Source organism: Rubrivivax soli, assembly GCF_049810355.1.
In the GTDB taxonomy this organism is placed as follows: domain Bacteria; phylum Pseudomonadota; class Gammaproteobacteria; order Burkholderiales; family Burkholderiaceae_C; genus Rubrivivax.
Map to the genome: position 1 here is coordinate 4398766 of NZ_CP187368.1, position 25141 is coordinate 4423906.

The 25141-nt window shown below is 71.9% G+C and carries 26 protein-coding genes and 2 pseudogenes; 20 read left to right on the forward strand and 8 right to left on the reverse strand.

Features of this window, described 5'->3' with window-relative positions:
- Positions 1 to 2: 2 nt before the first annotated feature.
- Entirely contained in the window at positions 3 to 3347 is a 3345-nt protein-coding gene (locus ACPOLB_RS20185) for an ATP-binding protein (RefSeq protein WP_425257827.1), read from the reverse strand.
- A 96-nt stretch (positions 3348 to 3443) separates the two neighbouring features.
- On the opposite strand from ACPOLB_RS20185, the gene ACPOLB_RS20190 reads away from it, so the two are divergent.
- Entirely contained in the window at positions 3444 to 4796 is a 1353-nt protein-coding gene (locus ACPOLB_RS20190) for a Kelch repeat-containing protein (RefSeq protein ID WP_425257828.1), read from the forward strand.
- Positions 4797 to 4801: 5 nt separating this feature from the next.
- A complete protein-coding gene (locus tag ACPOLB_RS20195) occupies positions 4802 to 5488 on the forward strand; it encodes a hypothetical protein (RefSeq protein WP_425257829.1) in 687 nt (228 codons plus the stop codon).
- 19 nt (positions 5489 to 5507) lie between these two features.
- Here the strand turns inward: ACPOLB_RS20195 and purH are convergent, their stop codons facing one another.
- Genes purH through dusB form a run of 3 tightly spaced genes read right to left on the reverse strand, consistent with a single transcriptional unit; the run spans position 5508 to position 8364 of the window.
- On the reverse strand, positions 5508 to 7097 hold the full coding sequence (gene purH, locus ACPOLB_RS20200; protein WP_425257830.1) for a bifunctional phosphoribosylaminoimidazolecarboxamide formyltransferase/IMP cyclohydrolase: 1590 nt from the start codon (positions 7095 to 7097) through the stop codon (positions 5508 to 5510).
- Positions 7094 to 7330 (reverse strand): helix-turn-helix domain-containing protein, encoded by a 237-nt coding sequence (locus tag ACPOLB_RS20205; protein WP_425257831.1) that lies wholly within the window; start codon positions 7328 to 7330, stop codon positions 7094 to 7096. Before ACPOLB_RS20205 ends, purH begins: the two co-directional genes overlap by 4 nt.
- Positions 7327 to 8364 carry a tRNA dihydrouridine synthase DusB gene (gene dusB, locus ACPOLB_RS20210; protein ID WP_425257832.1) on the reverse strand — a complete coding sequence of 346 codons (1038 nt, stop codon included), beginning with the start codon at positions 8362 to 8364 and terminating at the stop codon, positions 7327 to 7329. Before dusB ends, ACPOLB_RS20205 begins: the two co-directional genes overlap by 4 nt.
- Positions 8365 to 8473: 109 nt before the next feature.
- On the opposite strand from dusB, the gene ACPOLB_RS20215 reads away from it, so the two are divergent.
- On the forward strand, positions 8474 to 8962 hold the full coding sequence (locus ACPOLB_RS20215) for a YqaA family protein (protein WP_425257833.1): 489 nt from the start codon (positions 8474 to 8476) through the stop codon (positions 8960 to 8962).
- Positions 8963 to 9001: 39 nt separating this feature from the next.
- Positions 9002 to 10510 (forward strand): carboxypeptidase M32, encoded by a 1509-nt coding sequence (locus tag ACPOLB_RS20220; RefSeq protein WP_425257834.1) that lies wholly within the window; start codon positions 9002 to 9004, stop codon positions 10508 to 10510.
- Positions 10511 to 10529: 19 nt separating this feature from the next.
- Here ACPOLB_RS20220 and ACPOLB_RS20225 read toward each other — a convergent pair whose 3' ends face one another.
- Positions 10530 to 11729 carry a patatin-like phospholipase family protein gene (locus ACPOLB_RS20225; protein WP_425257835.1) on the reverse strand — a complete coding sequence of 400 codons (1200 nt, stop codon included), beginning with the start codon at positions 11727 to 11729 and terminating at the stop codon, positions 10530 to 10532.
- A 61-nt stretch (positions 11730 to 11790) separates the two neighbouring features.
- Positions 11791 to 12333 (reverse strand): phasin family protein, encoded by a 543-nt coding sequence (locus tag ACPOLB_RS20230; RefSeq protein ID WP_425257836.1) that lies wholly within the window; start codon positions 12331 to 12333, stop codon positions 11791 to 11793.
- 139 nt (positions 12334 to 12472) lie between these two features.
- On the opposite strand from ACPOLB_RS20230, the gene ACPOLB_RS20235 reads away from it, so the two are divergent.
- Positions 12473 to 14482 (forward strand): SDR family oxidoreductase, encoded by a 2010-nt coding sequence (locus ACPOLB_RS20235; RefSeq protein WP_425257837.1) that lies wholly within the window; start codon positions 12473 to 12475, stop codon positions 14480 to 14482.
- A gap of 40 nt (positions 14483 to 14522) precedes the next feature.
- Here the strand turns inward: ACPOLB_RS20235 and ACPOLB_RS20240 are convergent, their stop codons facing one another.
- Entirely contained in the window at positions 14523 to 15566 is a 1044-nt protein-coding gene (locus ACPOLB_RS20240; RefSeq protein WP_425257838.1) for an NADP-dependent oxidoreductase, read from the reverse strand.
- Positions 15567 to 15711: 145 nt separating this feature from the next.
- Here ACPOLB_RS20240 and argB point away from each other — a divergent pair, with 145 nt between their 5' ends.
- The 15 genes and pseudogenes from argB to tatC all read left to right on the forward strand — a co-directional run bounded on the left by argB (position 15712) and on the right by tatC (position 23933).
- Complete coding sequence (argB, locus tag ACPOLB_RS20245; RefSeq protein ID WP_425257839.1) at positions 15712 to 16629, forward strand: acetylglutamate kinase; 918 nt, start codon at positions 15712 to 15714, stop codon at positions 16627 to 16629.
- A 7-nt stretch (positions 16630 to 16636) separates the two neighbouring features.
- Positions 16637 to 17305 carry a diphthine--ammonia ligase gene (locus ACPOLB_RS20250; protein WP_425257840.1) on the forward strand — a complete coding sequence of 223 codons (669 nt, stop codon included), beginning with the start codon at positions 16637 to 16639 and terminating at the stop codon, positions 17303 to 17305.
- Positions 17302 to 18009, forward strand: a complete 708-nt coding sequence (locus ACPOLB_RS20255) for a pyrimidine 5'-nucleotidase (protein ID WP_425257841.1) — start codon at positions 17302 to 17304, stop codon at positions 18007 to 18009. The genes ACPOLB_RS20250 and ACPOLB_RS20255 overlap by 4 nt, the downstream gene beginning before the upstream one ends.
- Positions 18010 to 18055: 46 nt before the next feature.
- The gene (slmA, locus tag ACPOLB_RS20260) at positions 18056 to 18715 is read left to right on the forward strand and encodes a nucleoid occlusion factor SlmA (protein ID WP_425257842.1); all 660 of its coding nucleotides are present in this window, start codon (positions 18056 to 18058) and stop codon (positions 18713 to 18715) included.
- A gap of 15 nt (positions 18716 to 18730) precedes the next feature.
- Positions 18731 to 19402, forward strand: a complete 672-nt coding sequence (gene pdeM, locus ACPOLB_RS20265) for a ligase-associated DNA damage response endonuclease PdeM (RefSeq protein ID WP_425257843.1) — start codon at positions 18731 to 18733, stop codon at positions 19400 to 19402.
- A gap of 11 nt (positions 19403 to 19413) precedes the next feature.
- Entirely contained in the window at positions 19414 to 20283 is an 870-nt protein-coding gene (locus ACPOLB_RS20270; protein ID WP_425257844.1) for an ATP-binding protein, read from the forward strand.
- Positions 20284 to 20329: 46 nt separating this feature from the next.
- A complete protein-coding gene (locus ACPOLB_RS20275) occupies positions 20330 to 20764 on the forward strand; it encodes an NUDIX domain-containing protein (RefSeq protein WP_425257845.1) in 435 nt (144 codons plus the stop codon).
- A gap of 1 nt (position 20765) precedes the next feature.
- Positions 20766 to 21164 carry a phosphoribosyl-AMP cyclohydrolase gene (gene hisI, locus ACPOLB_RS20280; RefSeq protein ID WP_425261953.1) on the forward strand — a complete coding sequence of 133 codons (399 nt, stop codon included), beginning with the start codon at positions 20766 to 20768 and terminating at the stop codon, positions 21162 to 21164.
- Positions 21161 to 21556, forward strand: coding sequence for a phosphoribosyl-ATP diphosphatase (locus tag ACPOLB_RS20285; protein ID WP_425257846.1), 396 nt, complete (start codon positions 21161 to 21163; stop codon positions 21554 to 21556). Before hisI ends, ACPOLB_RS20285 begins: the two co-directional genes overlap by 4 nt.
- Positions 21553 to 21930, forward strand: a complete 378-nt coding sequence (locus ACPOLB_RS20290) for a DUF4870 family protein (RefSeq protein ID WP_425257847.1) — start codon at positions 21553 to 21555, stop codon at positions 21928 to 21930. The genes ACPOLB_RS20285 and ACPOLB_RS20290 overlap by 4 nt, the downstream gene beginning before the upstream one ends.
- A 13-nt stretch (positions 21931 to 21943) precedes the next feature.
- Positions 21944 to 22291, forward strand: coding sequence for a histidine triad nucleotide-binding protein (locus ACPOLB_RS20295; RefSeq protein WP_425257848.1), 348 nt, complete (start codon positions 21944 to 21946; stop codon positions 22289 to 22291).
- Between the two features lie 83 nt (positions 22292 to 22374).
- Entirely contained in the window at positions 22375 to 22614 is a 240-nt protein-coding gene (tatA, locus tag ACPOLB_RS20300) for a Sec-independent protein translocase subunit TatA (RefSeq protein ID WP_425257849.1), read from the forward strand.
- An 18-nt stretch (positions 22615 to 22632) separates the two neighbouring features.
- Positions 22633 to 22864, forward strand: a pseudogene (gene tatB, locus ACPOLB_RS20305) (Sec-independent protein translocase protein TatB); the annotation flags it as partial.
- A gap of 104 nt (positions 22865 to 22968) precedes the next feature.
- Positions 22969 to 23142 (forward strand): annotated as a pseudogene (tatB, locus tag ACPOLB_RS20310) (Sec-independent protein translocase protein TatB); the annotation flags it as partial.
- Complete coding sequence (tatC, locus tag ACPOLB_RS20315; RefSeq protein ID WP_425257850.1) at positions 23139 to 23933, forward strand: twin-arginine translocase subunit TatC; 795 nt, start codon at positions 23139 to 23141, stop codon at positions 23931 to 23933. The pseudogene tatB (ACPOLB_RS20310) and the gene tatC, both read left to right, overlap by 4 nt.
- Positions 23934 to 23969: 36 nt before the next feature.
- On the opposite strand, the gene ACPOLB_RS20320 is transcribed toward tatC, so the two are convergent.
- The gene (locus tag ACPOLB_RS20320; RefSeq protein WP_425257851.1) at positions 23970 to 25133 is read right to left on the reverse strand and encodes a S1C family serine protease; all 1164 of its coding nucleotides are present in this window, start codon (positions 25131 to 25133) and stop codon (positions 23970 to 23972) included.
- Between the last annotated feature and the right edge of the window lie 8 nt (positions 25134 to 25141).

The window sequence follows — 25141 nt, forward strand, 5'->3', positions numbered from 1 at the left end:
TGCTACCCGGCCGGGCTGGCGGCCTGGCGCAGCAGGTCGCGGTGCACCGGGTTGCCGTGCAGCCAGGCCTGGCGGTGGGCGGGGTCGGACCACTGCGCGGCGCCGGCCCGCACCCAGGCCGCGCCGCGTGCGGCCGCCGCCGCGGCGCCGCCGGCGTCGCCGCAGGCCGCCAGCACCTCGGCCGCCGTGTGCCAGACGCTGGCGGGCTCGTCGTCCCAGGCGTCGACCGCGCCTGCGAGCGCCAGCGCCTGCTGCACGTGCTGCACGGCCGAGGCGGTGTCGCCGGCGGCCAGCGCCGCGCGCGCGGCGGCCTGCGCCGCCACGCGCTGCAGGCCGCGCATGCCGCGCCGGCCCAGTTCGGCCGCCAGGGCGTCCAGCGCGTGGGCATCGCCGCCCTGCAGGCTGGCCAGCACCACGGCACGCTGCAGCACCAGGCCCGGCGGCAGCGGCAGCGGCGCCGCGGCCAGCGCCAGCCAGTGGCCGGCCGGACGGCCCTGCAGCGTGGCCAGCCGCGCGCGCGTGAGATGCAGCCCCAGGTCCTGCAGCGCCTGGCCCGGGCGGCCGGCAGGCGGGTGCCGCTGCAGCACGGCCTCGGCCTCGGCCAGGCGGCCGCAGGCGATCAGCAGCAGCGCCTGCGAGGTGAGGAACAGGTCGGGCACCGGCACCTGGGCGTCGGCCAGCCGGCGCAGCAGCACATCGAAGCGCGCCAGCCCGGCGGCTGCGCGGCCGCGGGCCATGTCGACCATCGCCACCACGTGCATCACGTCGGTCTGGAACACCAGGCCCATCTCCAGCGGTGCGGCGCGCTGCAGCACGTGCGCGCCCAGCGCTGCGGCCCCGTCCAGGTCGCCCAGCGCATGGCGCACGCGCATCAGCTGGTTGGCCAGCACGACGCGCGGTCCGGGGTCGCCGCCGTGCGCGGCCTGCTGCAGCGCGGTCTCGAGCGCCTGCGCTGCCGGCAGCGGCTGCGCGGCCCAGTGCAGCAGCCCGCCGTGCGCCGTGTGCAGCGCGAGCCGGGCGTCGGCGTCGTGCTGCACCAGCGGCGCCACGTGCGGCACCAGCGCCAGTGCGCGCTCGATGTCCAGCCCGCTGGCCACCAAGGACGTGATCACGCGCAGCGCGTCGGCCAGCACCGCCGGCGCCAGCGTGCTGCCGTGCTGCAGCAGGTCGTCGACGAGCACGGTGGCCTCGTCGACGGCCTCGGCCAGGCGCCGCGTGTTGAAGCACCAGATCGTGCGCAGTGTGCGCAGCCGTGCCGCGTCGGCCGGCCCGTCGGCCAGCGCGGCGGCCGCGGCCAGCGTGTCGGCGGCCGCCGCGTGGCGCACCCAGAGCCAGCAGCGCGTGGCGTCCATCCAGGCGTCGCGCTGCCCGGCGCGGGTCGGCAGCGCCGGCGCCGCAGCCTGGTAGGCGGCGGCCGCGGCCGCCATCTGCCAGCGCGCCTGCGCCTGCCGCGCGGCCTGCAGCCACCAGGGAGCGGCGGCCTCCGGCCGGCCGGCCTGCTGCAGGTGGTGGGCGACGGCCGCGGCGCTGCCGCCGTGCGTGGCCAGGTGCTCTGCGACACTGCCGTGCAGCAGCGGCCGCAGCGCCGTGGGCAGCGACGCGAGCACGGCCTCGGCCACGAGGTCGTGCGCGAAGCCCAGGCCGTCGAAGACCTGCGCCGCCTCCAGCGCCGTCAGCAGCGGCGCCAGCTGCAGCGGCGTGCGCTGCAGGTGGGCCGCGGCCAGCGGCAGCGAGAAGTCGCCCCCGGCGACGGCGGCGATCTGCGCCAGCTGCAGCGCGTCGCCGGGCAGGCGCTGCAGGCGCTGGCGCACGGCCTCGCGCAGCGTCGGCGGCACCGGCAGCGGCTGGCCCGGCTGCCACCGTTGCCACTGCTGCAGCGCGCCGTCCGCGGCCAGCCACAGGCTCTTCAGCGACTCCAGCAGGAAGGCCGGATTGCCGCCGACCTGGGCCACCAGCGCCGCCGCCAGCGCCGCGGTGTCGGGCGCCGTGCCGTGCTCGGACCAGGGCAGTTGCGCCAGCAGCGTCTGCACGTCGGCCACCTGCAGCGGTGCGAGCTCGAAGCGTGCGCTGCGTCCGCCGTCGGCCAGCTGCGCCAGCAGCGCCAGCACGGCCTGCGCGGCCGGCGGGGCCTCGTCGGGCCGCAGGCCCAGCAGCAGCAGCGGCAGCGTGTCCCCCGCCGCGCGCCATGCGCCCAGCAGCAGCTGCAGCGCCTCCAGGCTCGGTTCGTCGGCGCAGTGCAGGTCGTCGATGGCCACCAGCCGCAGGCCCCGGGCATGGCAGGCCTGCAGCACACGGGGCAGCGTGCCCAGCAGCCGCCGCTGCGCCAGTGCCGAGCTGGCGGCGTGGGCGCCGACGTCGCCCGGGGCCGGCAGCAGGCACTGCACGTCGGCCTGCGTGGCGGGGTCCAGGTGCGGTGCACACTGCTGCAGTGCCGCGGCCAGCAGCCGTGCCAGCAGCGCGCCGGGCTGCAGCACGTCGCCTGGGCGCGCGCCGACGCTCAACGTGCAGCCGGCCGGCAGCGCCCGTGCCACTGCCTCGGCCAGCAGCCGGCTCTTGCCGATGCCGCCCGCGCCGGCCAGCACCACGGTGTGGCCCAGCGCCAGCGACTGCAGCACTGCAGCCAGCACGGCGTCGCGGCCCACCAACTGCGGCGGGCGCCGCAGCGCCGCAGGCAGTGCCGCGTGGGCCGCCGGTGCCGCGGGCGCGTCGCCGGTGAGCAGCAGCCGGCCCAGCGCGTCGGTGGCGTCCGCCGGCATCACGCCGAAGGCGCTGCGCACCGCGTCGCGGCAGGCATCCCAGGCGGCGATCGCGGCGGCGCGGTCGCCGCGCAGGTAGAACACCTCCATGCGCACGCGGTGCGCTTCCTCGATCGCGGGGTCGGTGGCGAGCAGCGCGTCGGCGGCGGCCAGCGCCGCGTCCAGCGCGCCTTGCGCCAGGTGGACCCGCGCGGCGGCCAGCAGTTCGCGCAGGCGGTGGCGCTGCGTGGCGTCGCGCCGCTGCGCCAGCCAGTCAGCCAGCTCGGGCGCATCGTCGAACTCCAGCGCACCCAGCAGCCGGGCACCGGCCGCGTCCTGCACCACCACGCCGTCGGCCAGCGCCAGCCCCCGGCCGTCCTCGTGCAGCAGCGCGCCGGCACCGCGGCGCAGCCGCAGCAGCGTCTGGCGCAGGTTGGCGCGCGCCTTGGCGTCGTCGCCGCCCGGCCACAGCCGCGCCGCCAGCACGGCGCGCGGCGTGCGCCCTTCAAGGTGCAGCCAGGCCAGCAGCGCGGCCTCGCGCGGCGAGAGCGCCAGCGCGCGGCCGTCGTCGAAGCGCAGGTGCGGCGGGCCGTGGAGCTGCAGGTCGGGCATGGTGGGGTGTGACGGCGCCCGGGGTGGTCGGTCACGCCCGGGTCACGCCGGGATTCTTACAGTGCGCCGCTTTCCGGACCCCGCGCACGGCATCCCATGCACCGCCCCACCTTCCGTCCCGCCCCCGAGCCCACGCGCCGCCGCCTGCTGGTCGCTGGCGGCAGCGCCGCCTGGCTGGCCGCCTGCGGCGGCGGCGACACCAGCACGCCGGCCATCCACGCGTTCAGCGCCGACCGCAGCAGCTACTTCGTCGGCGAGCAGGCGCAGGTCCGCGTGCGCTACAGCGGCGCTTCGGCGCGCATCGAGCCCGACATCGGCCCAGTGGCCGACGGCGCGCTGCTCACCACCGAGCCACTGGGCGCCACGCGCCGACTGCAGCTGGTGGTGCAGACGCCGGGCCTGCCCGACGCGCGGCGCGACCTGTGGCTGGAGGTGTACTTCCGCGACCGCTGGCAGGCGCTGCCGCCCTTCACCGCGGCCCACCACGCGGCGGTGCTGGCGGGCGACGGCAGTGTCGTGGTGCTGGGCGGCTCGCGCGGGCTGGGCGTGCTGTCGGACGCCATCGACCGCTACGACCCCGCGACACGCAGCTTCCGCCGCATCGGCACGCTGGCCACCGGCCGCAGCCACCACAGCGCGGTGCGCCTGCCCGACGGCCGCATCCTGGTGGTCGGCGGCCAGACCGGCGCGCCCGGTGCGCCCTTTGCCGAACTCGTGGACGAGCACAGCGGCGCGGTGCAGCACGGCGGCCTGCTGAACGCGCCGCGCAGCCGCCACACCGCGACGCTGCTGGGCGGCAGCCGCGTGCTGGTGACGGGCGGCCTGGGCCGCGACAGCGCCGAGCTGTGGGAGCCGGCCACCGGCCGCTGGCGGCTGCTGTCCGCGCGCATGGCACACGACCGCGCGCACGCCACCGCCACCGAACTGCCCGACGGCCGCGTGCTGATCGTCGGCGGCGACACGTCGGCGTCGACCTACGTGTTCGCCGAACTCTTCGACCCGCGCACCGAGACGTTCACGCCGTTGTCCACCGGCATCCAGGAGCGGCGCCTGCTGCACGCGGCGCACGGGTTGTCGGACGGCAGCGTGCTGCTGCTGGGCGGCGAGGTGGTCGACGGCGCGACGATCCGGCCGTTGGCGAGCGTGCTGCGCTTCGACCCGGCCACGCAGACCTTCGCGCCGCAGACGCCGCTGGCCGTGGCGCGCACGCTCGCCGCCAGTGCCCGCCTGCCCGGCGACGGCGTGCTGCTGGTCGGCGGCGAGACGCCGGGCCACGCGGCCAGCGCCAGTGCGGCGTTGTGGCGCACCGGTGGCCAGAGCACGCCCGCGCCACTGCCGCGCGGCCGCGTCGGCCACACGGTGCACCGGCTGCGCGACGGCCGCGTGCTGGTGCTGGGCGGCGAAGACAGCACGGGTGCCTACACCAGCGACCCCTGGCTCTACGAATGACGACGATGCAGACGACCACGCTTTCCACCGCGGCCGTGCTGGCCGCGACGCTGCTGGCCACGGGCTGCGCCGGCCTGCCGGCGGCGCAGATGGCGCTGCCGGCACCGCTGGCCGCGACCCAGGCCGAGACACTGCAAGGCCTGGACGGCCGCCAGAAGGGCAGCTTCGTGCTGCAGGCGCTGCAGGGGCGCTACGAACGCAGCGCCAGCCGCCTGGACCTGTTCGGCGCGCTGGCGTTCGACCGTGTCGGCGCCGGCTACGACGCGCGCACGCCGGACGGCCGCACCGTGCAGGCCGGCTGCCGCGGCCGCCAGACGGCGGCGCGCGCGGGCGTGCTGAGCGGCGCACCGCAGCCCTACGAGGTGCTGTGCCGCTTCGGCGGCGCGGTGTCGGGCACGCTGACGCTGGCCGCCGACGGCGCGGCGTCGGCGCTCGGCACGCAGGCCGCGCGCAGCGGTCGCGTGGAGTTCGGCGGCACGGTGCTCGCGCTGCGCTCGGTGCACCGCGTGCAGGGTTCGCCGCTGCCGCTGGAAGCGCCGATCGGCTACGTCTTCACGCAGGACGGCCGCCCGGTGGGCGCGGTGGAGCTGAACGGCACGCCGCGCCTGTGGCGGCCCGCCGCCGGCACGCCGGCCCACGACGCGGTGACGCACGCGGCGCTGGCGCTGGCCCTGCTGTGGGACCCGGCCTGAGCCGCTGCGTTGCCGCCGCTCAGTGGCGGAAGTGCCGCGTGCCGGTGAACACCATCGCGATGCCGCGTTCGTCGGCGGCGGCAATCACTTCCTCGTCGCGCATCGAGCCGCCGGGCTGGATGACGCAGCGTGCGCCGGCGTCCACCACCACGTCGAGCCCGTCGCGGAACGGGAAGAACGCGTCGCTCGCCACCGCCGAGCCCTGCAGCGAGAGCCTGGCGTTGTCGGCCTTGATGCTGGCGATGCGCGCGCTGTCGATGCGGCTCATCTGGCCGGCGCCCACGCCCAGCGTCATGCCGCCGGCGCAGAAGACGATGGCGTTGCTCTTCACGAACTTGGCCACCTTCCAGGCGAACAGCAGGTCGTCGAGCTGCGCAGCGGAGGGCGCGAGCTTGCTGACCACGCGCAGCTCGGTCGCGGCGACGTTCTTGGTGTCCTGACCCTGCACCAGCAGGCCGCCGCCCACGCGCTTGAAGTCCAGCGTGTTCATGGCCTTGGACAGCGGCACCTCGAGCAGCCGGACGTTCTGCTTGGCGGCGAACAGCGCACGCGCCTCGGGCGTGATGGACGGGGCGATCAGCACCTCGACGAACTGCTTGTGCTCGCCGATCTGGCGCGCGGTGGCCTCGTCGAGCGGCCGGTTGAAGGCCAGGATGCCGCCGAAGGCCGAGGTGGGGTCGGTCTGCCAGGCCTTGGTGTAGGCCTCGACCAGCGCGCCGGCCACCGCCACGCCGCAGGGGTTGGCGTGCTTGACGATGACGCAGGCGGGCACGTCGAAGGTCTTCACGCATTCCCACGCGGCGTCGGCGTCGGCGATGTTGTTGTAGCTGAGCTCCTTGCCCTGCAGCTGCGTCCAGCCCGCCAGCGTGCCGGCGGCCGGCTGCGCGTCGCGGTAGAAGGCGGCGCTCTGGTGCGGGTTCTCGCCGTAGCGCAGGTCCTGCGTCTTGGCCAGCTGCAGCGTCAGCACGTCGGGGTACGCGGCGCGCTGCGGCACGGCGTTCGTGGCCTCCTCGGCGCCGGGCTGCAGTGCGCTGAGGTAGTTGGTGATCATGCCGTCGTAGGCCGCGGTGTGGGCGTAGACCTTCTTCGCCAGCATGAACTTGGTGGCGCGCGTGACGGCGCCGGCCTGCAGTTCCTCCAGCACGCGCGGGTAGTCGGCGGGGTCGATGACCACGGCCACGTCCTGCCAGTTCTTGGCCGCCGCGCGCAGCATCGCCGGGCCGCCGATGTCGATGTTCTCGATCGCGTCCTCCAGCGTGCAGTCGGCACGTGCCGTGGCCTGCGCGAACGGGTACAGGTTCACCACCAGCATGTCGATGGTGCCGATGCCGTGCTCGGCCAGCGCCGCCATGTGCGCGGGCAGGTCGCGGCGCGCCAGCAGGCCGCCGTGGATGCGCGGGTGCAGCGTCTTCACGCGGCCGTCGAGCATCTCGGGGAAGCCGGTGACCTCGGCCACCTCGGTGACGGGCAGGCCGGCTTCGGCCAGCAGCCGCGCCGTGCCGCCGGTGGACAGCAGACGCACGCCCCGGGCGTGCAGCGCGCGCGCGAAGTCGACGATGCCGGACTTGTCGGAAACGGACAGCAGCGCTGTGGGGGTGGCGGTCGTCATGGAATCAGCTTGTGGTCGAGGAGTTTGCGGCGCAAGGTGTTGCGGTTGATGCCCAGCCATTCGGCGGCCTTGCTCTGGTTGCCTTCGGCGTGTTTCATCACCACGTCGAGCATCGGCTTCTCGACGGCGTTGAGGATGAGGTCGTGCACGCCCGCGGGCTCGGTGCCGCGCAGGTCCTTGAAGTACTGCTCCAGCGTGCTGCGGATGCAGTCGTCGATGTGTTTTCTGCTCATGCGCTGAGGGCAGCGAGGTCGTCGTTGGCGGCGGACATGGCCGGCAGCAGCGTGTGCCGGTCGGCCAGTTCGTCGAAGAAGTCGGCCACCGCGCGGTGCTGCGCGCCGGCATCGTCCAGGGTGTTCATCGCGGCGCGGAAGGCGTCGCCGCCGGGCAGGGCGCGCACGGCCCAGCCGATGTGCTTGCGCGCGCTCTTCACACCCGTCCACTCGCCGTACAGCGCGTAGTGGTCCTGCAGGTGGTCGAGCAGCCAGCGCTGCACGTCGCGCGTGGGCGGCGGCGGCAGCTCGGTGCCGGTGGCCAGGAAGTGCGCGATCTCGCGGAAGATCCACGGCCGGCCCTGCGCCGCGCGGCCGATCATCAGCGCGTCGGCGCCGGTGCGCTGCAGCACCTGCAGCGCCTTGCGCGGCGAGTCGATGTCGCCGTTGGCCACCACCGGGATGCGCAGCGCGGCCTTCACCGCGGCCACGGTGTCGTGCTCGGCGTGACCCTTGTAGCCCTGCTCGCGCGTGCGGCCGTGCACCGTGACCATCGCCACCCCGGCGCTCTCGGCCGCGCGCGCGATGCGCACGGCGTTGCGTTCGGTGTCGCACCAGCCGGTGCGCATCTTCAGCGTCACCGGCACGCCCAGCGGCGCGCAGGCCTGCACGACCGCGTCGACGATGGACAGCGCCAGCGGCTCGTCCTGCATCAGCGCCGAGCCGGCCCACTTGTTGCACACCTTCTTGGCCGGGCAGCCCATGTTGATGTCGATGATCTGCGCGCCGCGGTCGACGTTGTAGCGCGCGGCATCGGCCATCTCCAGCGGGTCGACGCCGGCGATCTGCACCGCGATCGGCGCCACCTCGCCGTCGTGGTTGGCGCGGCGCGAAGTCTTCAGCGACGCCCACAGCTCGCGCTTGCTCGTCACCATCTCGCTCACCGCATAGCCGGCGCCGAGCTGCTTGCACAGCTGCCGGAACGGCCTGTCGGTGACGCCCGCCATGGGGGCGACGAACAGGCGATTCGGCAGCGCGATGGCGCCGATCTGCATGGGAAGGGGGTGGGGGTGGTGCTGAAAAAGGAGGCAGGAGTATAGCGGCGCTGCGCCGGCGCGACCCCCGTGCAGCCAGGGGTGCAGCCGCTGCCGATAATGGGCCGCAATGGAAGCCTGGTTGATGTCCTTGCTGGCGGCGCTGGCGCTGCCGCAGTTCGGCCTGACGACGGTGTTCGTCGTGGCGCTGGTCTCGGCCACGCTGCTGCCGCTGGGCAGCGAGCCGGCGGTCTTCGGGCTGCTCAAGCTCAACCCCGAGCTGTTCTGGCAGGCGATGTTCGTGGCCACGGCCGGCAACACCATCGGCGGCGCGATCAGCTGGTGGATGGGCTACGGCGCCGAGGTCGCCTACGAACGCATGCGCCACAGGAAGCCGATGGACCTGAAGGTGCTGCAGATGCTGCAGCGTTTCGGCCCGAAGGCCTGCCTGCTGGCCTGGCTGCCCGCCGTGGGCGACCCGCTGTGCGCGGTGGCGGGCTGGCTGAAGCTGCCGTTCTGGCCCTGCGTGGCCTACATGGCGATCGGCAAGTTCCTGCGCTACCTGACGATGACGTCGCTGCTGTTGTGGTGGTTCCCCGGCCAGATCCAGGCCGGGTGAGCCGCAAAATACCGCCCTCCCAAAAGGATGAGACCCCTGATGAACACTGCCACGGCCACCCCGACTCGCACCCCCGTCTACGCCGCCCTGTCCAGCACCTGGACGCGCCTGCACCACCTGGGCCACCTGCAGAGCCTGGCCGGGTGGGACCAGGCGGCCAACATGCCGCCCAAGGGCAACGAGGCGCGGGCCGCCGCGATGGCCGAGATGGCCGCGCTGCTGCACCGCATGGTGACCGACCCGGTGCTGCGCGAGCAGCTGCAGCAGGCCGAGACCGAGCCGCTGGACGACACGCAGCGCGCCAACCTGCGCGAGATGCGCCGCGCCTGGCGTGCGTCCAACGCGCTGCCCGAGGCGCTGGTGCAGCGCCAGCAGATCGCCACCGCGCGCTGCGAGCACGCCTGGCGCCAGCAGCGCCCGGCCAACGACTGGGCGGGCTTCCTGCCGAACCTGAAGGAGGTGCTGGCGCTGGCGCGCGAAGAGGCCGAACTGCTGTCGCAGCAGCTCGGCGTGTCGCGCTACGAGGCGCTGATGGACCGCTTCGAGCCGGGCATGACCACGGCCCAGGTCGACCGCGTGTTCGGCGAGGTGCGGCAGTGGCTGCCGGGGCTGATCCGCCAGGTGCAGGACAAGCAGGCACGCGAGACCGTGATCCAGCCCGTGGGTCCGTTTGCCGTGCCGGCGCAGCGCGCGCTGTGCGAGCGCGTGATGCGGCTGCTGGGCTTCGACTTCGAGGCCGGCCGGCTCGACGTGAGCACGCACCCGTTCTGCGGCGGCGTGCCGGAAGACGTGCGCATGACCACGCGCTTCCGCGAAGACGACTTCCTGGGCAGCCTGATGGGCACCGTGCACGAGACCGGCCACGGCCGCTACGAGCAGAACCTGCCGCGCCTGCTGCTGGGCCAGCCGGTGGCGAACGCGCGCTCGATGGCGCTGCACGAGAGCCAGTCGCTGAGCTTCGAGATGCAGCTGGGCAGCCACCCCGGCTTCGTCGCGCTGCTCGCGCCGCTGCTGCGCGAGGCCTTCGGGGACCAGCCGGCCTTCGCGCCCGACAACCTGCAGAAGCTGCTGACCCGCGTGAAGCGCGGCCTCATCCGCGTCGATGCCGACGAGGTCACGTACCCGGCGCACATCATCCTGCGCTACGAGATCGAGCGGCCGCTGATCGAAGGCACGCTGGAGGCCGAGGACATCCCCGCGCTGTGGGACGCCAAGATGATGGAGCTGCTGGGCGCGGACACGCGCGGCGACTTCAACAACGGCCCGATGCAGGACGTGCACTGGCCCGCCGGCCTGTTCGGCTACTTCCCCTGCTACTCGCTGGGCGCGATGTACGCGGCGCAGTGGTTCGCCGCGATGCGCCGCGCGATGCCCGACCTGGACGCCCGCATCGCCGCCGGCGACCTGCACCTGGTGTTCGACTGGCTGCGCGACAACATCTGGTCGCAGGCCAGCCGCTGGACCACCGACGAACTGGCGCGGCGCGCCAGCGGCGAAGTGCTGAACCCGGCGCACTTCCAGGCGCACCTGCAGCAGCGCTACCTGTAGCGTCGGCCGCGCGCAGCGTTCAGCGCAGCGCGCGTTCCAGGTCGTCCAGCACCTCGTCCAGCCGCTGCAGCGCCTGCACGGCAGGCCGCGCTGCGGGGCGGGCGTGGTGGATGAGCCGCCGGTGCGGGTCGTCGAGCACCGCGTCGTCCAGCCGCAGGCCGTGGCGCGCCAGCGTGCTGCGCAGCGTGCTGCGGCGCGAGCGCAGGTCGGCGCGGGTCTGCTGGTAGGCGTGTTCGGCCAGCGCGCGGCGCTGCTTGTAGCCGAAGGTGTTGGCGAGGAACATCTCCGGGTCGCGCTGGTCGGGCTCGAACAGCAGGATGTCGACCTGCGGATGGCTGCGCTCGTAGCCCTTCAGGCCCAGTTCCAGCCGCGAGTGGATCAGCGTGCGGAAGGTCTGGCTCAGCACCACCGGCAGGCCGCCGTCGACCAGGCGCGGGATGCGCCCGCGCGCGCCGACGCGGTGGCGGCCGCGACGGGCGTCGAACGGCACCAGCGGGTTCAGGCACAGCAGCAGGTCCAGTCCCATGTCGAGCAGCACGCGCGCGTGCAGCGTCTTCTGCAGCGCGCCGTCGACGTAGCTGCGGCCGTCGATCGCCACCGGCGGGAACAGCCCCGGCAGCGCGGCGCTGGCGGCGATCGCCCGGGAGATCGGCACGTGGTCCAGACCCGGCTGGCCGAAGGGGGCGCTCTGGCCGCTGTCGAGGTCGGTGGCCACCAGCACCAGCTTGCGCCGCAGGCGGCGGAAGTCGTCGCTGCGGCCGGGGGCCGACAGCACGCGGCGCATCTGCGCTTCCAGCGGCGCGTTGCTGAACAGTCCGGTGGGCAGCCCGCGGCCCAGGCGCTCCACCGCGGGCAGCAGGTCGCGGCCCTCCAGCGCGTACTGCGCCGCGGCCTGCAGCGCCAGCCGCGGCAGCGTGGCGAAGCGGCGAGCGAACTCGCCCCAGGCCGGGCGCGCGAACAAGGTGGGCGGGATGACGTCGTCCGGCGGGCCGGCGTTCTCGATGAAGGCCGCGCACAGCTGGCGCGGCGTCATGCCGTTGGCCAGGCCCGCGGCGATGAAGCCGCCGGCCGAGACGCCGACGTAGCCGTCGAGCGCGTTGAGGTCCAGGCCCAGCAGCGCCTCGTCGAGCGCGCACAGCGCGCCGATCTCGTAGATCGCGCCCAGCGGTCCGCCGCCGGCCAGCGCCAGGCCCACGCGGGGGAGTGCGGTGTTGCGCATGGATGCGGGCAGGAAAAAGGGCGCCTCAGCGCCCTTGTGCGTTCAGGGCCACGCGGGCACCTCAGGCGGCAGCCTTCTTGGCCGGAGCACGCTTCTTCGCCGGGGCCTTCCTGGCGGGGGCCGCAGGCGCGGCCTCGGCCTTGGCCGCAGCCTTCGCGGCCGGCTTCGGCGCCGCCTTGTTCAGCTTGGCCACCGCGGCGGCCAGCGCGTCGACGCGGTCGGTCAGCGCCTGCACGTCCTTCGCGGTGGGCACGCCCAGCTTGGCCATGGCCTTGGCAGTGCGGGCCTCGAAGATGGCTTCGAGCTTGTCCCAGTTCTGGCCGGCCTTGGCGCTGACCGTGCCGGCCATCGCGCTCATCTTGCCGGTGACTTCGCTGATCTTCTCTTCGGCGATGCCCTGCGTCTTCTTCTGCAGGCTCATGCCCTCCTTGACCAGCGCTTCGAAGACCTTGCCGCCTTCTTCCTGGGCCTTGGAGAACGCGCCCATGCCGGCCAGCCAGATCTGCTGCGCGGATTCCTTCACCGAGCCCGCCAGGGCGCTGTCCAGCAGGCCGGCAGCCGGGGCGGCCTTCTTCGCGGAAATGCTCTTGAGCTTCTTCACCATGGTCGGGTTCCTGTTGTTGGGGTGGACGCAGCGAATATAGGGTTCCCCCCTGGGGGGCGCAGCCTAAAACTCTAGTGAGACGGCTCTATGCTGGCGCCCCATTCGAGTCCCTCGATCACCAGCCCGCTAGGAGATGCGCATGCAGTATTTCGTGACCGGTGCCACCGGCTTCATCGGCAAACGTCTCGTGAAGGCCCTGCTGGCACGGCGCGGCGCCACGGTGCACTTCCTGGTGCGGCCGGGCAGCGAAGGCAAGCTGAAGGCGCTGTACGACTACTGGGGCGTCTCGAAGGCACGCGCGGTGCCGGTCAGCGGCGACCTCACGGCCAAGAAGCTGGGCGTGTCGGCCGAGGACATCAAGCGCCTGAAGGGCCAGGTCGACCACGTCTACCACCTGGCAGCGGTGTACGACCTCTCGGCCGACGAAGACAGCCAGGTGCAGGTCAACATCGACGGCACGCGCAACATGGTGGAGTTCGCCAAGGCCATCGATGCCGGCCACGTGCACCACGTCAGCAGCATCGCCGCCGCCGGCCTGTACGAAGGCGTGTTCCGCGAGGACATGTTCGACGAGGCCGAGGGCCTGGACCACCCGTACTTCATGACCAAGCACGAGAGCGAGAAGATCGTGCGCAAGGAGTGCAAGGTGCCGTGGACGGTGTACCGCCCGGCCATGGTGGTGGGCGACAGCACCAGCGGCGAGATGGACAAGATCGACGGGCCGTACTACTTCTTCAAGCTGATCCAGCGCATGCGGCAGATCCTGCCGCCATGGTTCCCGAGCGTCGGCCTGGAAGGCGGGCGCGTGAACATCGTGCCGGTGGACTTCGTGGTCGCGGCACTCGACCACATCAGCCACGCCAAGACCGGCCTGGCCGGCCAGTGCTTCCACCTCGTCGACCCGGTGGGCTACCGCGTCGGCGACGTGCTCGACATCTTCAGCCGCGCCGCGCACGCGCCGAAGATGAACGTGTTCGTGAACGCCGCGCTGCTGGGATTCATCCCGAAGAGCGTCAAGAAGGGCCTGATGGCGCTGGCGCCCGTGCGCCGCATCCGCCACGCGGTGATGAAGGACCTCGGCCTGCCCGAGGAGATGCTGACCTTCGTCAACTACCCCACGCGCTTCGACTGCCGGCAGACGCTGCAGGCGCTGCAGGGCAGCGGCATCGCCTGCCCCAACCTGAAGGACTACGCCTGGCGGCTGTGGGACTACTGGGAACGCCACCTCGACCCCGACCTGTTCATCGACCGCAGCCTGAAGGGCACGGTGGGCGGCAAGGTGGTGCTGGTGACCGGCGGCTCGTCGGGCATCGGCCTGGCGGCGGCGTGCAAGTTCGCCGAGGCCGGCGCCGTCACCGTGATCTGCGCCCGCGGCGAGGACAAGCTGGCCGAGGCCGTGAAGGAGATCGTGGCCTACGCCAAGGGGCGCGGCAACGCCAACCCGCAGGTGTACAGCTACAGCGTCGACATCGCCGACGAGGCCGGCTGTGCCGCCTTCGTGCAGGACCTGAACGACAAGCACGGCGGCGTCGACTTCCTGATCAACAACGCCGGGCGTTCGATCCGCCGCGCCATCGAGAGCAGCTACGACCGCTTCCACGACTTCCAGCGCACGATGGACCTGAACTACTTCGGCTGCCTGCGCGTCACGATGGGCCTGCTGCCGGGCATGGTGAAGAAGCGCCGCGGCCACATCGTCAACATCAGCAGCATCGGCGTGCTGACGAACGCCCCGCGCTTCTCGGCCTACGTGGCCAGCAAGGCGGCGCTGGACGCCTGGACCCGCTGCGCCAGCAGCGAGTTCGCCGACCAGGGCGTGACCTTCACCACCATCAACATGCCGCTGGTGCGCACGCCGATGATCGCGCCGACGCAGATCTACAAGAACGTGCCGACGCTGGCGCCGGAAGAGGCGGCCGAGATGATCGCGCAGGCCTGCATCGCCAAGCCGGTGCGCATCGCGACGCGGCTGGGCATCACCGGCCAGGTGCTGCACGCGCTGGCGCCGCGCGTGGCGCAGATCGTGATGAACACCAGCTTCCGCATGTTCCCCGACAGCGAGGCCGCCAAGGGCGAGAAGGGCGGCCGGCAGCAGCTGAGCGCCGAGGCCGTGGCGCTGCAGCAGATGATGCGCGGCATCCACTTCTGAAGCCGCGCCCGGCCCGCCGCTGTGGCGGCGGGCCTGTCGTTCAGGCCTCGGCGACCTGCAGCACCAGCTTGCCGAAGTTCTCGCCGGTGAACAGCTTGCCCAGCGTGCCGGGGAAGGCGGCGACACCGCCCGTCACCACGTCTTCCTTGCTCTTCATGCGGCCGGCCTGCAGGTGGCCCGCCATCTCGGCGATGGCCAGGTGGTAGCGGTCGGCGTAGTCGAAGACCACGATGCCTTCCATGCGTGCGCGGTTCACGAGCAGGCTGAGGTAGTTCTTCGGGCCCTGCACCGGCGTCGTGTTGTTGTACTGGCTGATGGCACCGCAGATGATGATGCGCGCCTTGCGGTTGATGCGCGTCAGCACGGTGTCGAGGATCTCGCCGCCGACGTTGTCGAAGTAGATGTCGATGCCGTTCGGGCAGTGCTGCTTCAGGCCGTCCTTCACGCTGCCGCCCTTGTAGTCGATGCAGGCGTCGAAGCCGAGTTCCTGCACCACCCAGTCGCACTTGGCCTGGCCGCCCGCGATGCCCACGACGCGGCAGCCGCGCAGCTTGGCGATCTGGCCCACGGTCTGGCCCACGGCGCCGGCGGCGCCGGAGATCACCACGGTCTCGCCGGCCTTCGGCTGGCCCACGTCCATCAGGCCGAAGTAGCCGGTCATGCCGGGCATGCCCAGCACGTTCAGCCACTGCGTCACGGTGCCCAGGCGCAGGTCGATCTTCGCCAGCCCGCTGCGGCGCAGCTGCTCGGCCGGCACCAGGCAGTATTCCTGCACGCCCAGCGTGCCGCTGACGTGGTCGCCCGCCGCGAAGCCCGGGGCCTTCGAGGCCACGACGACACCGACGCCGCCGGCGCGCATGACCTCGCCGATGCCCACCGGCGCGATGTAGCTCTTGCCTTCGTTCATCCAGCCGCGCATCGCCGGGTCCAGCGACAGCGCCAGCGTCTTCACGAGCACGCCGCCCTCGGCCGGCTCGGCCACCGGTTCTTCGGTGAACTGCCAGTCGCCGGCCACCGGCAGGCCGCTGGGACGGGCGGCCAGGCGGACCTGGTGGTTGACGAGGTGGGCGAGCGTGCTGGCCATGGGGGTCTCCTTGAACTGCGGGAAAGGGCGGGGAAGGCGCAAGATGCTACGCGCCGGCCCGGCCCGCGGCCGTCGCGCACGCGACGGTGGCCGGGCCGTCCCTACAATCGCGCCCCATTCCAGCCGCCACCGCAGGACCGCCGTCATGAGCCACCCCGTGAGCACCCCCGCCGATCCCCCCGTCGACCACATCACGCCGCGCGAGAAGGCCGAGATCCTGGCGCAGGCGCTGCCCTACATCCGCAAGTTCCACGGCAAGACGCTGGTCATCAAGTACGGCGGCAACGCGATGACCGACCCCGCGCTGCAGCAGGACTTCGCCGAGGACATCGTGCTGCTCAAGCTGGTGGGCATGAAGCCCATCGTCGTGCATGGCGGCGGGCCGCAGATCGACGAGGCGCTCGGGCGGCTGGGCAAGAAGGGCACCTTCATCCAGGGCATGCGCGTCACCGACGAGGAGACCATGGAAGTCGTCGAGTGGGTGCTGGGCGGCGCGGTGCAGCAGGACATCGTCGGCCTGATCAACGCCGCCGGCGGCAAGGCCGTGGGCCTGACCGGCCGCGACGGCGCGATGATCCGCGCGCGCAAGCTGAAGATGGTGGACAAGGACGACCCGACGAAGGAACACGACGTCGGGCAGGTCGGCGAGGTCACCGCCATCGACCCCAGCGTGGTGCAGGCACTGCAGGACGACCAGTTCATTCCCGTCATCAGCCCGATCGGCTTCGGCGAGAACGGCGAGAGCTACAACATCAACGCCGATGTCGTGGCCGCCAAGCTGGCCACGGTGCTGAAGGCCGAGAAGCTGCTGATGCTGACCAACATCAGCGGCGTGCTCGACAAGCAGGGCAACCTGCTCACCGACCTGACGGCGCGCCGCATCGACGAGCTGTTCGCCGACGGCACCATCAGCGGCGGCATGCTGCCGAAGATCGCCGGCGCGCTGGACGCGGCCAAGAGCGGCGTCAACGCGGTGCACATCATCGACGGCCGCGTGCCGCACGCCACGCTGCTGGAGATCCTGACCGACCAGGCCTTCGGCACGATGATCCGCTCGCACTGACGCGCCGATGCGCGCGTTCTTCTCCTGGAGCGGCGGCAAGGACTCGATGCTGGCGCTGCACCGCGCGCTGGACGCGGGCGTGCAGGTCGAGGCGCTGCTGGCCATGTTCGACGAGACCGGCACCCGCACACGTTCGCACGGCGTGCCGCTGGCACTGATGCAGGCGCAGGCCGATGCGCTGGGCCTGCCGCTGGTGGCGGCGTCGGCCACCTGGACCGACTACGAGGCCGTGTTCACGGCGCAGCTGCGCGCCTTCGCCGCGGCCGGCATCACGCACGGCCTGTTCGGTGACATCGACCTGCAGCCCCACCGCGACTGGGAAGAGGCTGTCTGCGCCGCGGCCGGACTGCAGGCCGTGCTGCCGCTGTGGCAGCAGCCGCGCCGCGCGCTGGTGGACGACCTGCTGGCGCTGGGCTACCGCGCCCGCGTGGTCTGCGTCGACGCGCGCTGGCTCGGCGCGGCGCACTGCGGCCGCGTCTTCGACGCCGAGTTCCTGGCCTCGCTGCCGCCGGGCGTGGACGCCTGCGGCGAGAACGGCGAGTTCCACAGCTTCGTGTTCGACGGGCCGCGCTTCGCGCACCCGGTGGCGCACCAGGTCGTCGGCGTGCACGAACTGCGCCCGGCCGCGCCCGCGCCCGGGCACTACTTCATGGCCGAACTGGCGGCTGCCGCATGAGGCGCGACCCGGTCTGGTTGTTCGACCTGGACAACACGCTGCACGACGCCTCGCACGCCGCCTTCCGCGACATCAACCAGCGCATGACGGCCTACATCGTGCGCGAACTCGGCGTGCCCGAAGTCGAGGCCGACGCGCTGCGCCGCCGCTACTGGCTGCGCTACGGCGCCACGCTGCTGGGCCTGGTGCGCCACCACGGCGTGAAGGCGCAGCACTTCCTGCACCACACGCACATCCTGCCCGGACTGGAGCAGCGCGTGCGCGGCCACGTGCACGACTTCGCGGCGCTGGCCGCACTGCGCGGGCGCAAGTACATCCTGACCAACGCACCGGCGGCGTACACGGCGCGCGTGCTCGGCGTGCTCGGCATCGCGCACCTGTTCGACGGCGTGATCCCGATCGAGCAGATGGCGATGTTCGGCCACCTGCGGCCCAAGCCCGACGCGCGCATGCTGCGCCACGTCGCCGCGCGCCTGAAGGTGCCTCCGGCACGCTGCGTGCTGGTGGAAGACACGCCCGGACACCTGAAGTCGGCGCGCCGCGTCGGCATGGGCACGGTGTGGATGCAGCGCTTCACGCGCAGCGCCACCTGGGGGCACTCCGCCAGCATGCGCCTGACCGCGATGCCGGCGTACGTGGACCGCCGCGTGACGCGCCTGCGCACGCTGCAATGTCAGTGTTTACCTGCACCGCGGGCCGCATGAAGCCTGTGCAAGAATTCCTCACAATATTGCGTGCGCCACCGAGCCGATGCCTGACCTGACCGAAGAATCGCCGCCGGAAGACGCCAGCGCAGACACGGCGGCCACCGCCGCCGCAGCCCCCGCACGCAAGCGCCCGCGCCCGGGCGAGCGCCGCATCCAGATCCTGCAGACCCTGGCCGGCATGCTCGAGCAGCCGGGTGCCGATCGCATCACCACCGCCGCTCTGGCGGCCAAGCTCGACGTGTCCGAAGCCGCGCTGTACCGGCACTTCGCCAGCAAGGCGCAGATGTTCGAGGGGCTGATCGAGTTCATCGAGACCAGTGTCTTCACGCTGGTCAACCAGATCGCCGAACGCGAGGCCTCCGGCGCCGTGCAGGCGCAGAAGATCGCCACGATGCTGCTGCAGTTCGGCGAGAAGAACCCGGGCATGACACGCGTGATGGTCGGCGACGCGCTGGTGTTCGAGCACGAGCGCCTGACCGCGCGCATGAACCAGTTCTTCGACCGCGTCGAATCGCAGCTGCGCACCAGCCTGCGCGCCGCTGCCGAGGCCGCCGGCTCGCCGACGCCGACGGTGGACGCCAACGCACTGTCGTCGGCGCTGACGTCGCTGATCGTCGGCCGGCTGCAGCGCTACGCGCGCTCGGGCTTCCGCCGCCTGCCCACCGAGATGCTGGAACCGGCGCTGGCGCGGCTGACCTCCTGAACGGCTGATCCTGCGATGGCGCCTGCGCTGGAGATCGCGCTGGCCGGTGCGACGCTGCGCCTGCTGCCGCAGCGTGCGGCCTTCGTGCCGGACCACGGCGCGCTGCTGGTGGCCGACGCGCACCTGGGCAAGGCCGTGTCGTTCCGCCGCCTGGGCGTGCCCGTGCCCAGCGGCACCACGCAAACCGCGCTGGACACGCTGACGCAGCTGCTGCACGACACCGGGGCGCGCCACATCGTCTTCCTCGGCGACCTGCTGCACGCGGCGCGCGCGCGCACCGCAGCCACCACCGAGGCCGTGGCGGCCTGGCGTGCGCGGCATGCGGGCGTGGCGCTGACGCTGGTGCGCGGCAACCACGACCGCCATGCCGGCGACCCGCCGCCCGAGTGGCGCGTGCAGAGCGTCGACGAAGGGCTGCGCCTGGGCCCGTTCGCGCTCGTGCACCACCCGCAGCCGGTGCCCGGTGCCTACGCTCTGGGCGGTCACGTGCACCCGGCCGTGGTGCTGGGCGGCCGCGCGCGCGACCGGCTGCGCCTGCCGTGCTTCCACTTCGGCGCGCAGGTCGGCGTGTTGCCGGCCTTCGGCGGCTTCACGGGCATGCACGTGCTGCCGCGGGCGCCGGGCGACCGCGTCTACGCCATCGCACAGGACAGCGTGCTGGCGCTGCCGGTGCGGGGCGCCGCCTAAACTTCGCCCCCATGAACGCTGCCTTCGAACATCTGCTGGTGCGCGCCGAATCGCTGCTGGCGCGGCTGGAGACCATCCTGCCCCACGCCCCCGTGGCGCCCGACTGGGCCGCCTCGGTGGCCTTCCGCTACAAGAAACGCGGCAGTGCCGGCGTGCTGGAGCCGGTGCGCCATGTCGCCACCATCCGCCTGGCCGACCTGAAGGAGGTGGAGCCGCAGAAGGAACGCCTGCTGCGCAACACCGCGCAGTTCGTGGCCGGCCGCGGCGCCAACAACGTGCTGCTGACCGGCGCGCGCGGCACCGGCAAGAGCTCGCTGATCAAGGCCTGCCTGAACGAGTTCAGCGGCCAGGGGCTGCGGCTGATCGAGGTCGACAAGGCGGATCTCGTGGACCTGCCCGACCTGATCGACCTGGTGGCCGAGCGGCCCGAGAAGTTCATCGTGTTCTGCGACGACCTCAGCTTCGACGAAGGCGAGCCCGGCTACAAGGCGCTGAAGAGCGTGCTCGACGGCAGCGTGGCCGCGGCCAGCGACAACCTGCTGATCTACGCCACGAGCAACCGCCGCCACCTGCTGCCCGAGTACATGAAGGAGAACCTCACGTACCAGCACACCGAGGACGGCGAGGTGCATCCGGGCGAGGTGGTGGAAGAGAAGATCTCGCTGTCCGAGCGCTTCGGCCTGTGGGTGAGCTTCTACCCGTTCACGCAAGAGGAGTACCTGGCCATCGCGGCGCAGTGGCTGCGGTCGTACGGCGTCAGTGAGGAGGCCATCGCGGCAGCGCGCCAGGAGTGCCTGGTGTGGGCGCTCGAGCGCGGTTCGCGCTCGGGCCGCGTGGCTTACCAGTTCGCGCGCGACTACGCCGGGCGCGACCATGGCTGAGGAGCGCGTTCCCGTCGATGTGGAGGAACAGCAACCACGCCGTCCTGTGGACGTCGAGAAACAGCAACCACGCCGTCCTGTGGACGTCGCGGTGGGCGTGCTCATCGACCCCGACGGCAACTTCCTGCTGACCTCGCGCCCGGAAGGCAAGGTCTACGCCGGCTACTGGGAGTTCCCGGGCGGCAAGCTGGAGGCCGGCGAGACCGTGGAGCAGGCGTTGCGCCGCGAACTGCACGAGGAACTCGGCATCACCATCGGCCCGGCGCATCCCTGGAAGGTGGAGCTGGTCGACTATCCGCACGCGCTGGTGCGGCTGCATTTCTGCAAGGTCTTTGCCTGGAGCGGCACGTTCGAGATGCGCGAGGCGCAGACCATGGCCTGGCAGTCGCTGCCGGTGCAGGTGGCGCCGGTGCTGCCGGGCACCGTGCCGGTGCTGGGGTGGTTCGCCGCCGAACGCGGCTTCACGGGTGCAACGCACTAGACTGCCGCCCATGGACTGGCTGGACGACATCAAGTGGGACCGCGACGGGCTCGTGCCCGTGATCGCGCAGGAACGCGGCAGCGGCGACGTGCTGATGTTCGCCTTCATGAACCGCGAGGCGCTGGCCGAGACCGCGCGCCTGGGTCGCGCCGTGTACTACAGCCGCTCGCGCCAGCGCCTGTGGCGCAAGGGCGAGGAATCCGGCCACGTGCAGCAGGTGCACGAGATCCGCACCGACTGCGACAGCGACGTCGTGCTGCTCACCGTGACGCAACTCGGCCACGACCCGGGCATCGCCTGCCACACCGGCCGTCACAGCTGCTTCTTCCAGCGCCTGGACAATGGTGCCTGGACCACCGTCGAGCCGGTGCTGAAAGACCCCGAGACCATCTACAAATGAACAGCCCGCAGCCCCCGTCCGCGCCGGCCGACGACGCTTCGCGCGACGACACGCTGGCCCGCCTGGCCGACACGATCGACGGCCGCCGCGGCGGCGACCCGGAGAAGAGTTACGTCGCGCGCTTGTTTTCCAAGGGCACCGACGCCATCTTGAAGAAGGTGGGCGAGGAAGCCACCGAAGTCGTGATGGCCGGCAAGGACGGCCAGCGCGACAAGATCGTCGGCGAAGTCGCCGACCTGTGGTTCCACAGCCTGGTGGCACTGAGCCACTTCGGGCTGCGTCCTGCCGACGTGCTGGCCGAACTGCGGCGGCGCGAAGGCCTGTCGGGACTGGAAGAGTTCGCGCTGCGCAAGTCGCGCACGCGCGAGGCCAACGAAGGAGGTGCCCCATGAGCCAGGTTGTCGACGTCGCCGAACGCGACGGATCGCTGAAGACCATCGGCCACATCAGCTACCTGCTGCACACCATCGTGGCGGTGGGGGCGGTGCTGCCGGGGGCGCAGGCCAGCGTGCTGCTGCTGGTGGTGGCGTTCATCATCGACCTGGTCAAGCGCAGCGACGCGCAGGGCACCTGGCAGGAGTCGCACTTCGGCTGGCGCATCCGCACGGTGGTCTGGGCGGCCGTGCTGTACCTGGTCACCACGCCGCTGTGGTTCCTGTTCCTGGTGCCGGGCTGGATCGCCTGGTCGCTGATCTCGATCTGGTTCCTCTACCGCGTGGTGCGCGGCTGGATGAACCTCAACGGCAACCGGCCGATGCCGCAGTGAAGGCCGCATCACGATGAGCGCCGACCCCCACTGCATCTTCTGCAGGATCGTCGCCGGGCAGATTCCGGCGAAGAAGGTCCACGAGGACGACGAGTTGCTCGTCTTCCACGACATCCACCCCTGGGCGCCGGTGCACGTGCTGGTGATCCCGAAGGACCACATCGCGAGCCACGCCGACGTGGGCGACGCGCACGCGCCGCTGCTCGGCCGCATGCTGGCGCTGGCGCCGAAGCTGATGCGCGACCTGGGCGTGACGAACGGTTTCCGCACCGTCATCAACACCGGCCCCGACGGCGGGCAGGAAGTGCACCACCTGCACATGCATGTCATGGGTGGCCCGCGCCCCTGGGTCAAGGGCTGAGCCGGGCCCGATCAAGGGCCGGGTACCGTGTTGGCTTTCCCGGCTCCCCTAGAATGCCGGGTTCCTCTTCAGGAGTACAGATCATGGGTTCCTTCAGCATCTGGCACTGGCTCATCGTGCTGCTGGTCGTCGTGTTGATCTTCGGCACGAAGAAGCTCAAGAACATCGGCGCCGATCTCGGCGGCGCGGTGAAGGGCTTCAAGGATGGCGTCAAGGGCGGCAGCGAAGCCGCCGACACCACCGCGCCCGCGCAGCAGGTCACCGCCACGCAGCGCAACGCCGACGGCAACACGGTCGACGTCGAGGCCAAGACGAAGTCCTGACGCACAAGCGCTGACCCGGTGATCGACTTCGGTTTCGACAAGATCGCGCTGATCGGCGCGGTCGCCCTCATCGTCATCGGGCCCGAGAAGCTGCCCAAGGTGGCGCGCACCGTCGGCCATCTGTTCGGCAAGGCGCAGCGCTACGTGGCCGACGTGAAGGCCGAGGTCAACCGGTCGATCGAGCTCGACGAACTCAAGAAGATGAAGTCGCAGTTCGAGGATGCCGCGCGCAACGTCGAGCAGACGGTGCAGCAGGAGATGAGTTCCGCCACCGCGGCGCTGCAGCAGCCCTGGAACGAGGCCGCTGCTGCCTACGACGGCAACAACAGCATCGCCGGCCCGGCCGGCGACACGCTGATGACGCCGGTGCCCACCTACACTCCGCCGAAGAAGAACTGGCGGCTCAAGCGCGGCGCCATGCCGCAGTGGTACAAGCAGCGCCACGGCATCAAGGCCAAGGCGCAGTCGGGCGCGGCGCGCGTGGCGCGCTTCAGGCCGCCGGGCGCAGGCACCGGACCGCGGCGATGAGCACCGAACCGAAGAAGGACGAACTCGAAGGCACCGAGGCGCCGTTCGTCTCGCACCTGATCGAACTGCGCGACCGCCTGGTGCGCGCGCTGATCGCGGTGGGCGTGGCGTTCGCGGCGCTGGCCTTCTGGCCCGGGCCCTCGGGCCTGTACGACCTGCTGGCCGCGCCGCTGGTGGCGCACCTGCCGGCCGGCGCCAAGCTGATCGCCACCAACGTCATCTCGCCCATCCTGGTGCCGCTGAAGATCACGCTGATGGCGGCCTTCATGCTGGCGCTGCCCATCGTGCTGTACCAGGTCTGGGCCTTCGTCGCGCCGGGCCTGTACTCGCACGAGAAGAAGTTGGTCCTGCCGCTGGTGGTGAGCAGCACGCTGCTGTTCGTGATCGGCGTGGCCTTCTGCTACTTCGCCGTGATCCCGGGCATGTCGAAGTTCATCCAGGCCTTCGCGCCTGCCAGCATCACGGCGGCGCCTGACATCGAGCAGTATTTCGGCTTCGTGCTGACGCTGTTCCTGGTGTTCGGCATCGCCTTCGAGGTGCCGATCGCCGTCATCGTGCTGGCGCGCATGGGCATCGTCAGCATCGAGCAGCTGAAGAAGGTGCGCGGCTACTTCATCGTCGGCGCCTTCATCGTGGCCGCGATCGTGACGCCACCCGACGTGATCTCGCAGCTGGCGCTGGCCATCCCGATGGTCATCCTGTACGAGATCGGCATCATCGCGGCGCAGGTCTTCATCAAGCACACCAAGGCGCCCGACGCCGAGGCCGACGCGGCCGACAAGACCGCCTGAACCGCGTCGCGTGCGCGGTTGAAGCCGCGCGCGCCTTCAGCGCTCGGGACCGCGTACCGCCTGAGGCCGCTGCGCGACCGTGAGCGTCACGTCGAGCGCCTGCGCGCCACGCTGCACACCGATCTTGGCCCTGCTCTGCGGCTTCAGTGCCGCCACGGCGGACAGCAGCTCGGCCGTGTTCGCCACCGGGGCGTCGTCGATGCGCAGCACCACGTCGCCGGGCCGCAGGCCGCCCTTGCTCGCCGGGCCGTCCTGCAGCACGCCGGTGATCAGCACGCCGGCCTTCACAGGCAGGCCGAAGGTCTCGGCGATCTCGGGTGTCAGGTCGCGCGGCTCGACGCCGATCCAGCCGCGCGTCACCCGTCCGTCGGCGACCAGGCTCTCCAGCACCTGCCGCGCGGTGTCCACGGGGATCGCGAAACCGATGCCCAGGCTGCCGCCGCTGCGGCTGAAGATCGCGGTGTTGATGCCGACCAGGTTGCCCTGCGTGTCGACCAGCGCGCCGCCGGAGTTGCCGGGGTTGATCGCGGCATCGGTCTGGATGAAGTTCTCGAAGGTCGACAGGCCCAGCTGGTTGCGACCCAGCGCGCTGACGATGCCGGCCGTGACCGTCTGCCCGACGTTGAAGGGGTTGCCGATGGCCAGCACCACGTCGCCCACCTGCAGCAGCGGCGCGTTGCCGAAGGCGATGACGGGCAGGCGGTCGAGCTCGATCTTCAGCACGGCCAGGTCGGTCTCGGGGTCGGCACCGACCACGCGGGCGCGGCCCTGGCGGCCGTCGGCCAGCTGCACGTCGATGTCGTCGGCGCCCTCGATGACGTGGTTGTTGGTGAGCAGGTAGCCCTCGGGCGAGACGATGACGCCCGAGCCCAGGCCGGTCTGCGCCTGCGGGGTGTCGGGGCCGTCGCCGAAGAAGAAGCGGAAACGCGGGTCGTCGGCGTGCGGGTTCTTGCGACGGAGCTTGCTGGCCACGATGCTGACCACCGCGGGCGCGGCGCGGCGCGCCGCACCGCTGTAGCCCGCCGCGGCGCTGGCCGCGGCCCCGGCAGGTGCGGCGGCCTGCACGATGGTGGGGGCAGGCAGCACCATGCTGCCGCCGCTGCGCGGCAGCCACTCGGGCTTGAGCGTCACCACCACGAACAGCAAGGCCACGGCGACCGTGACCGCCTGCGAGAATACGAGCCAGGTTCTGCGCAACATCGGGCTTG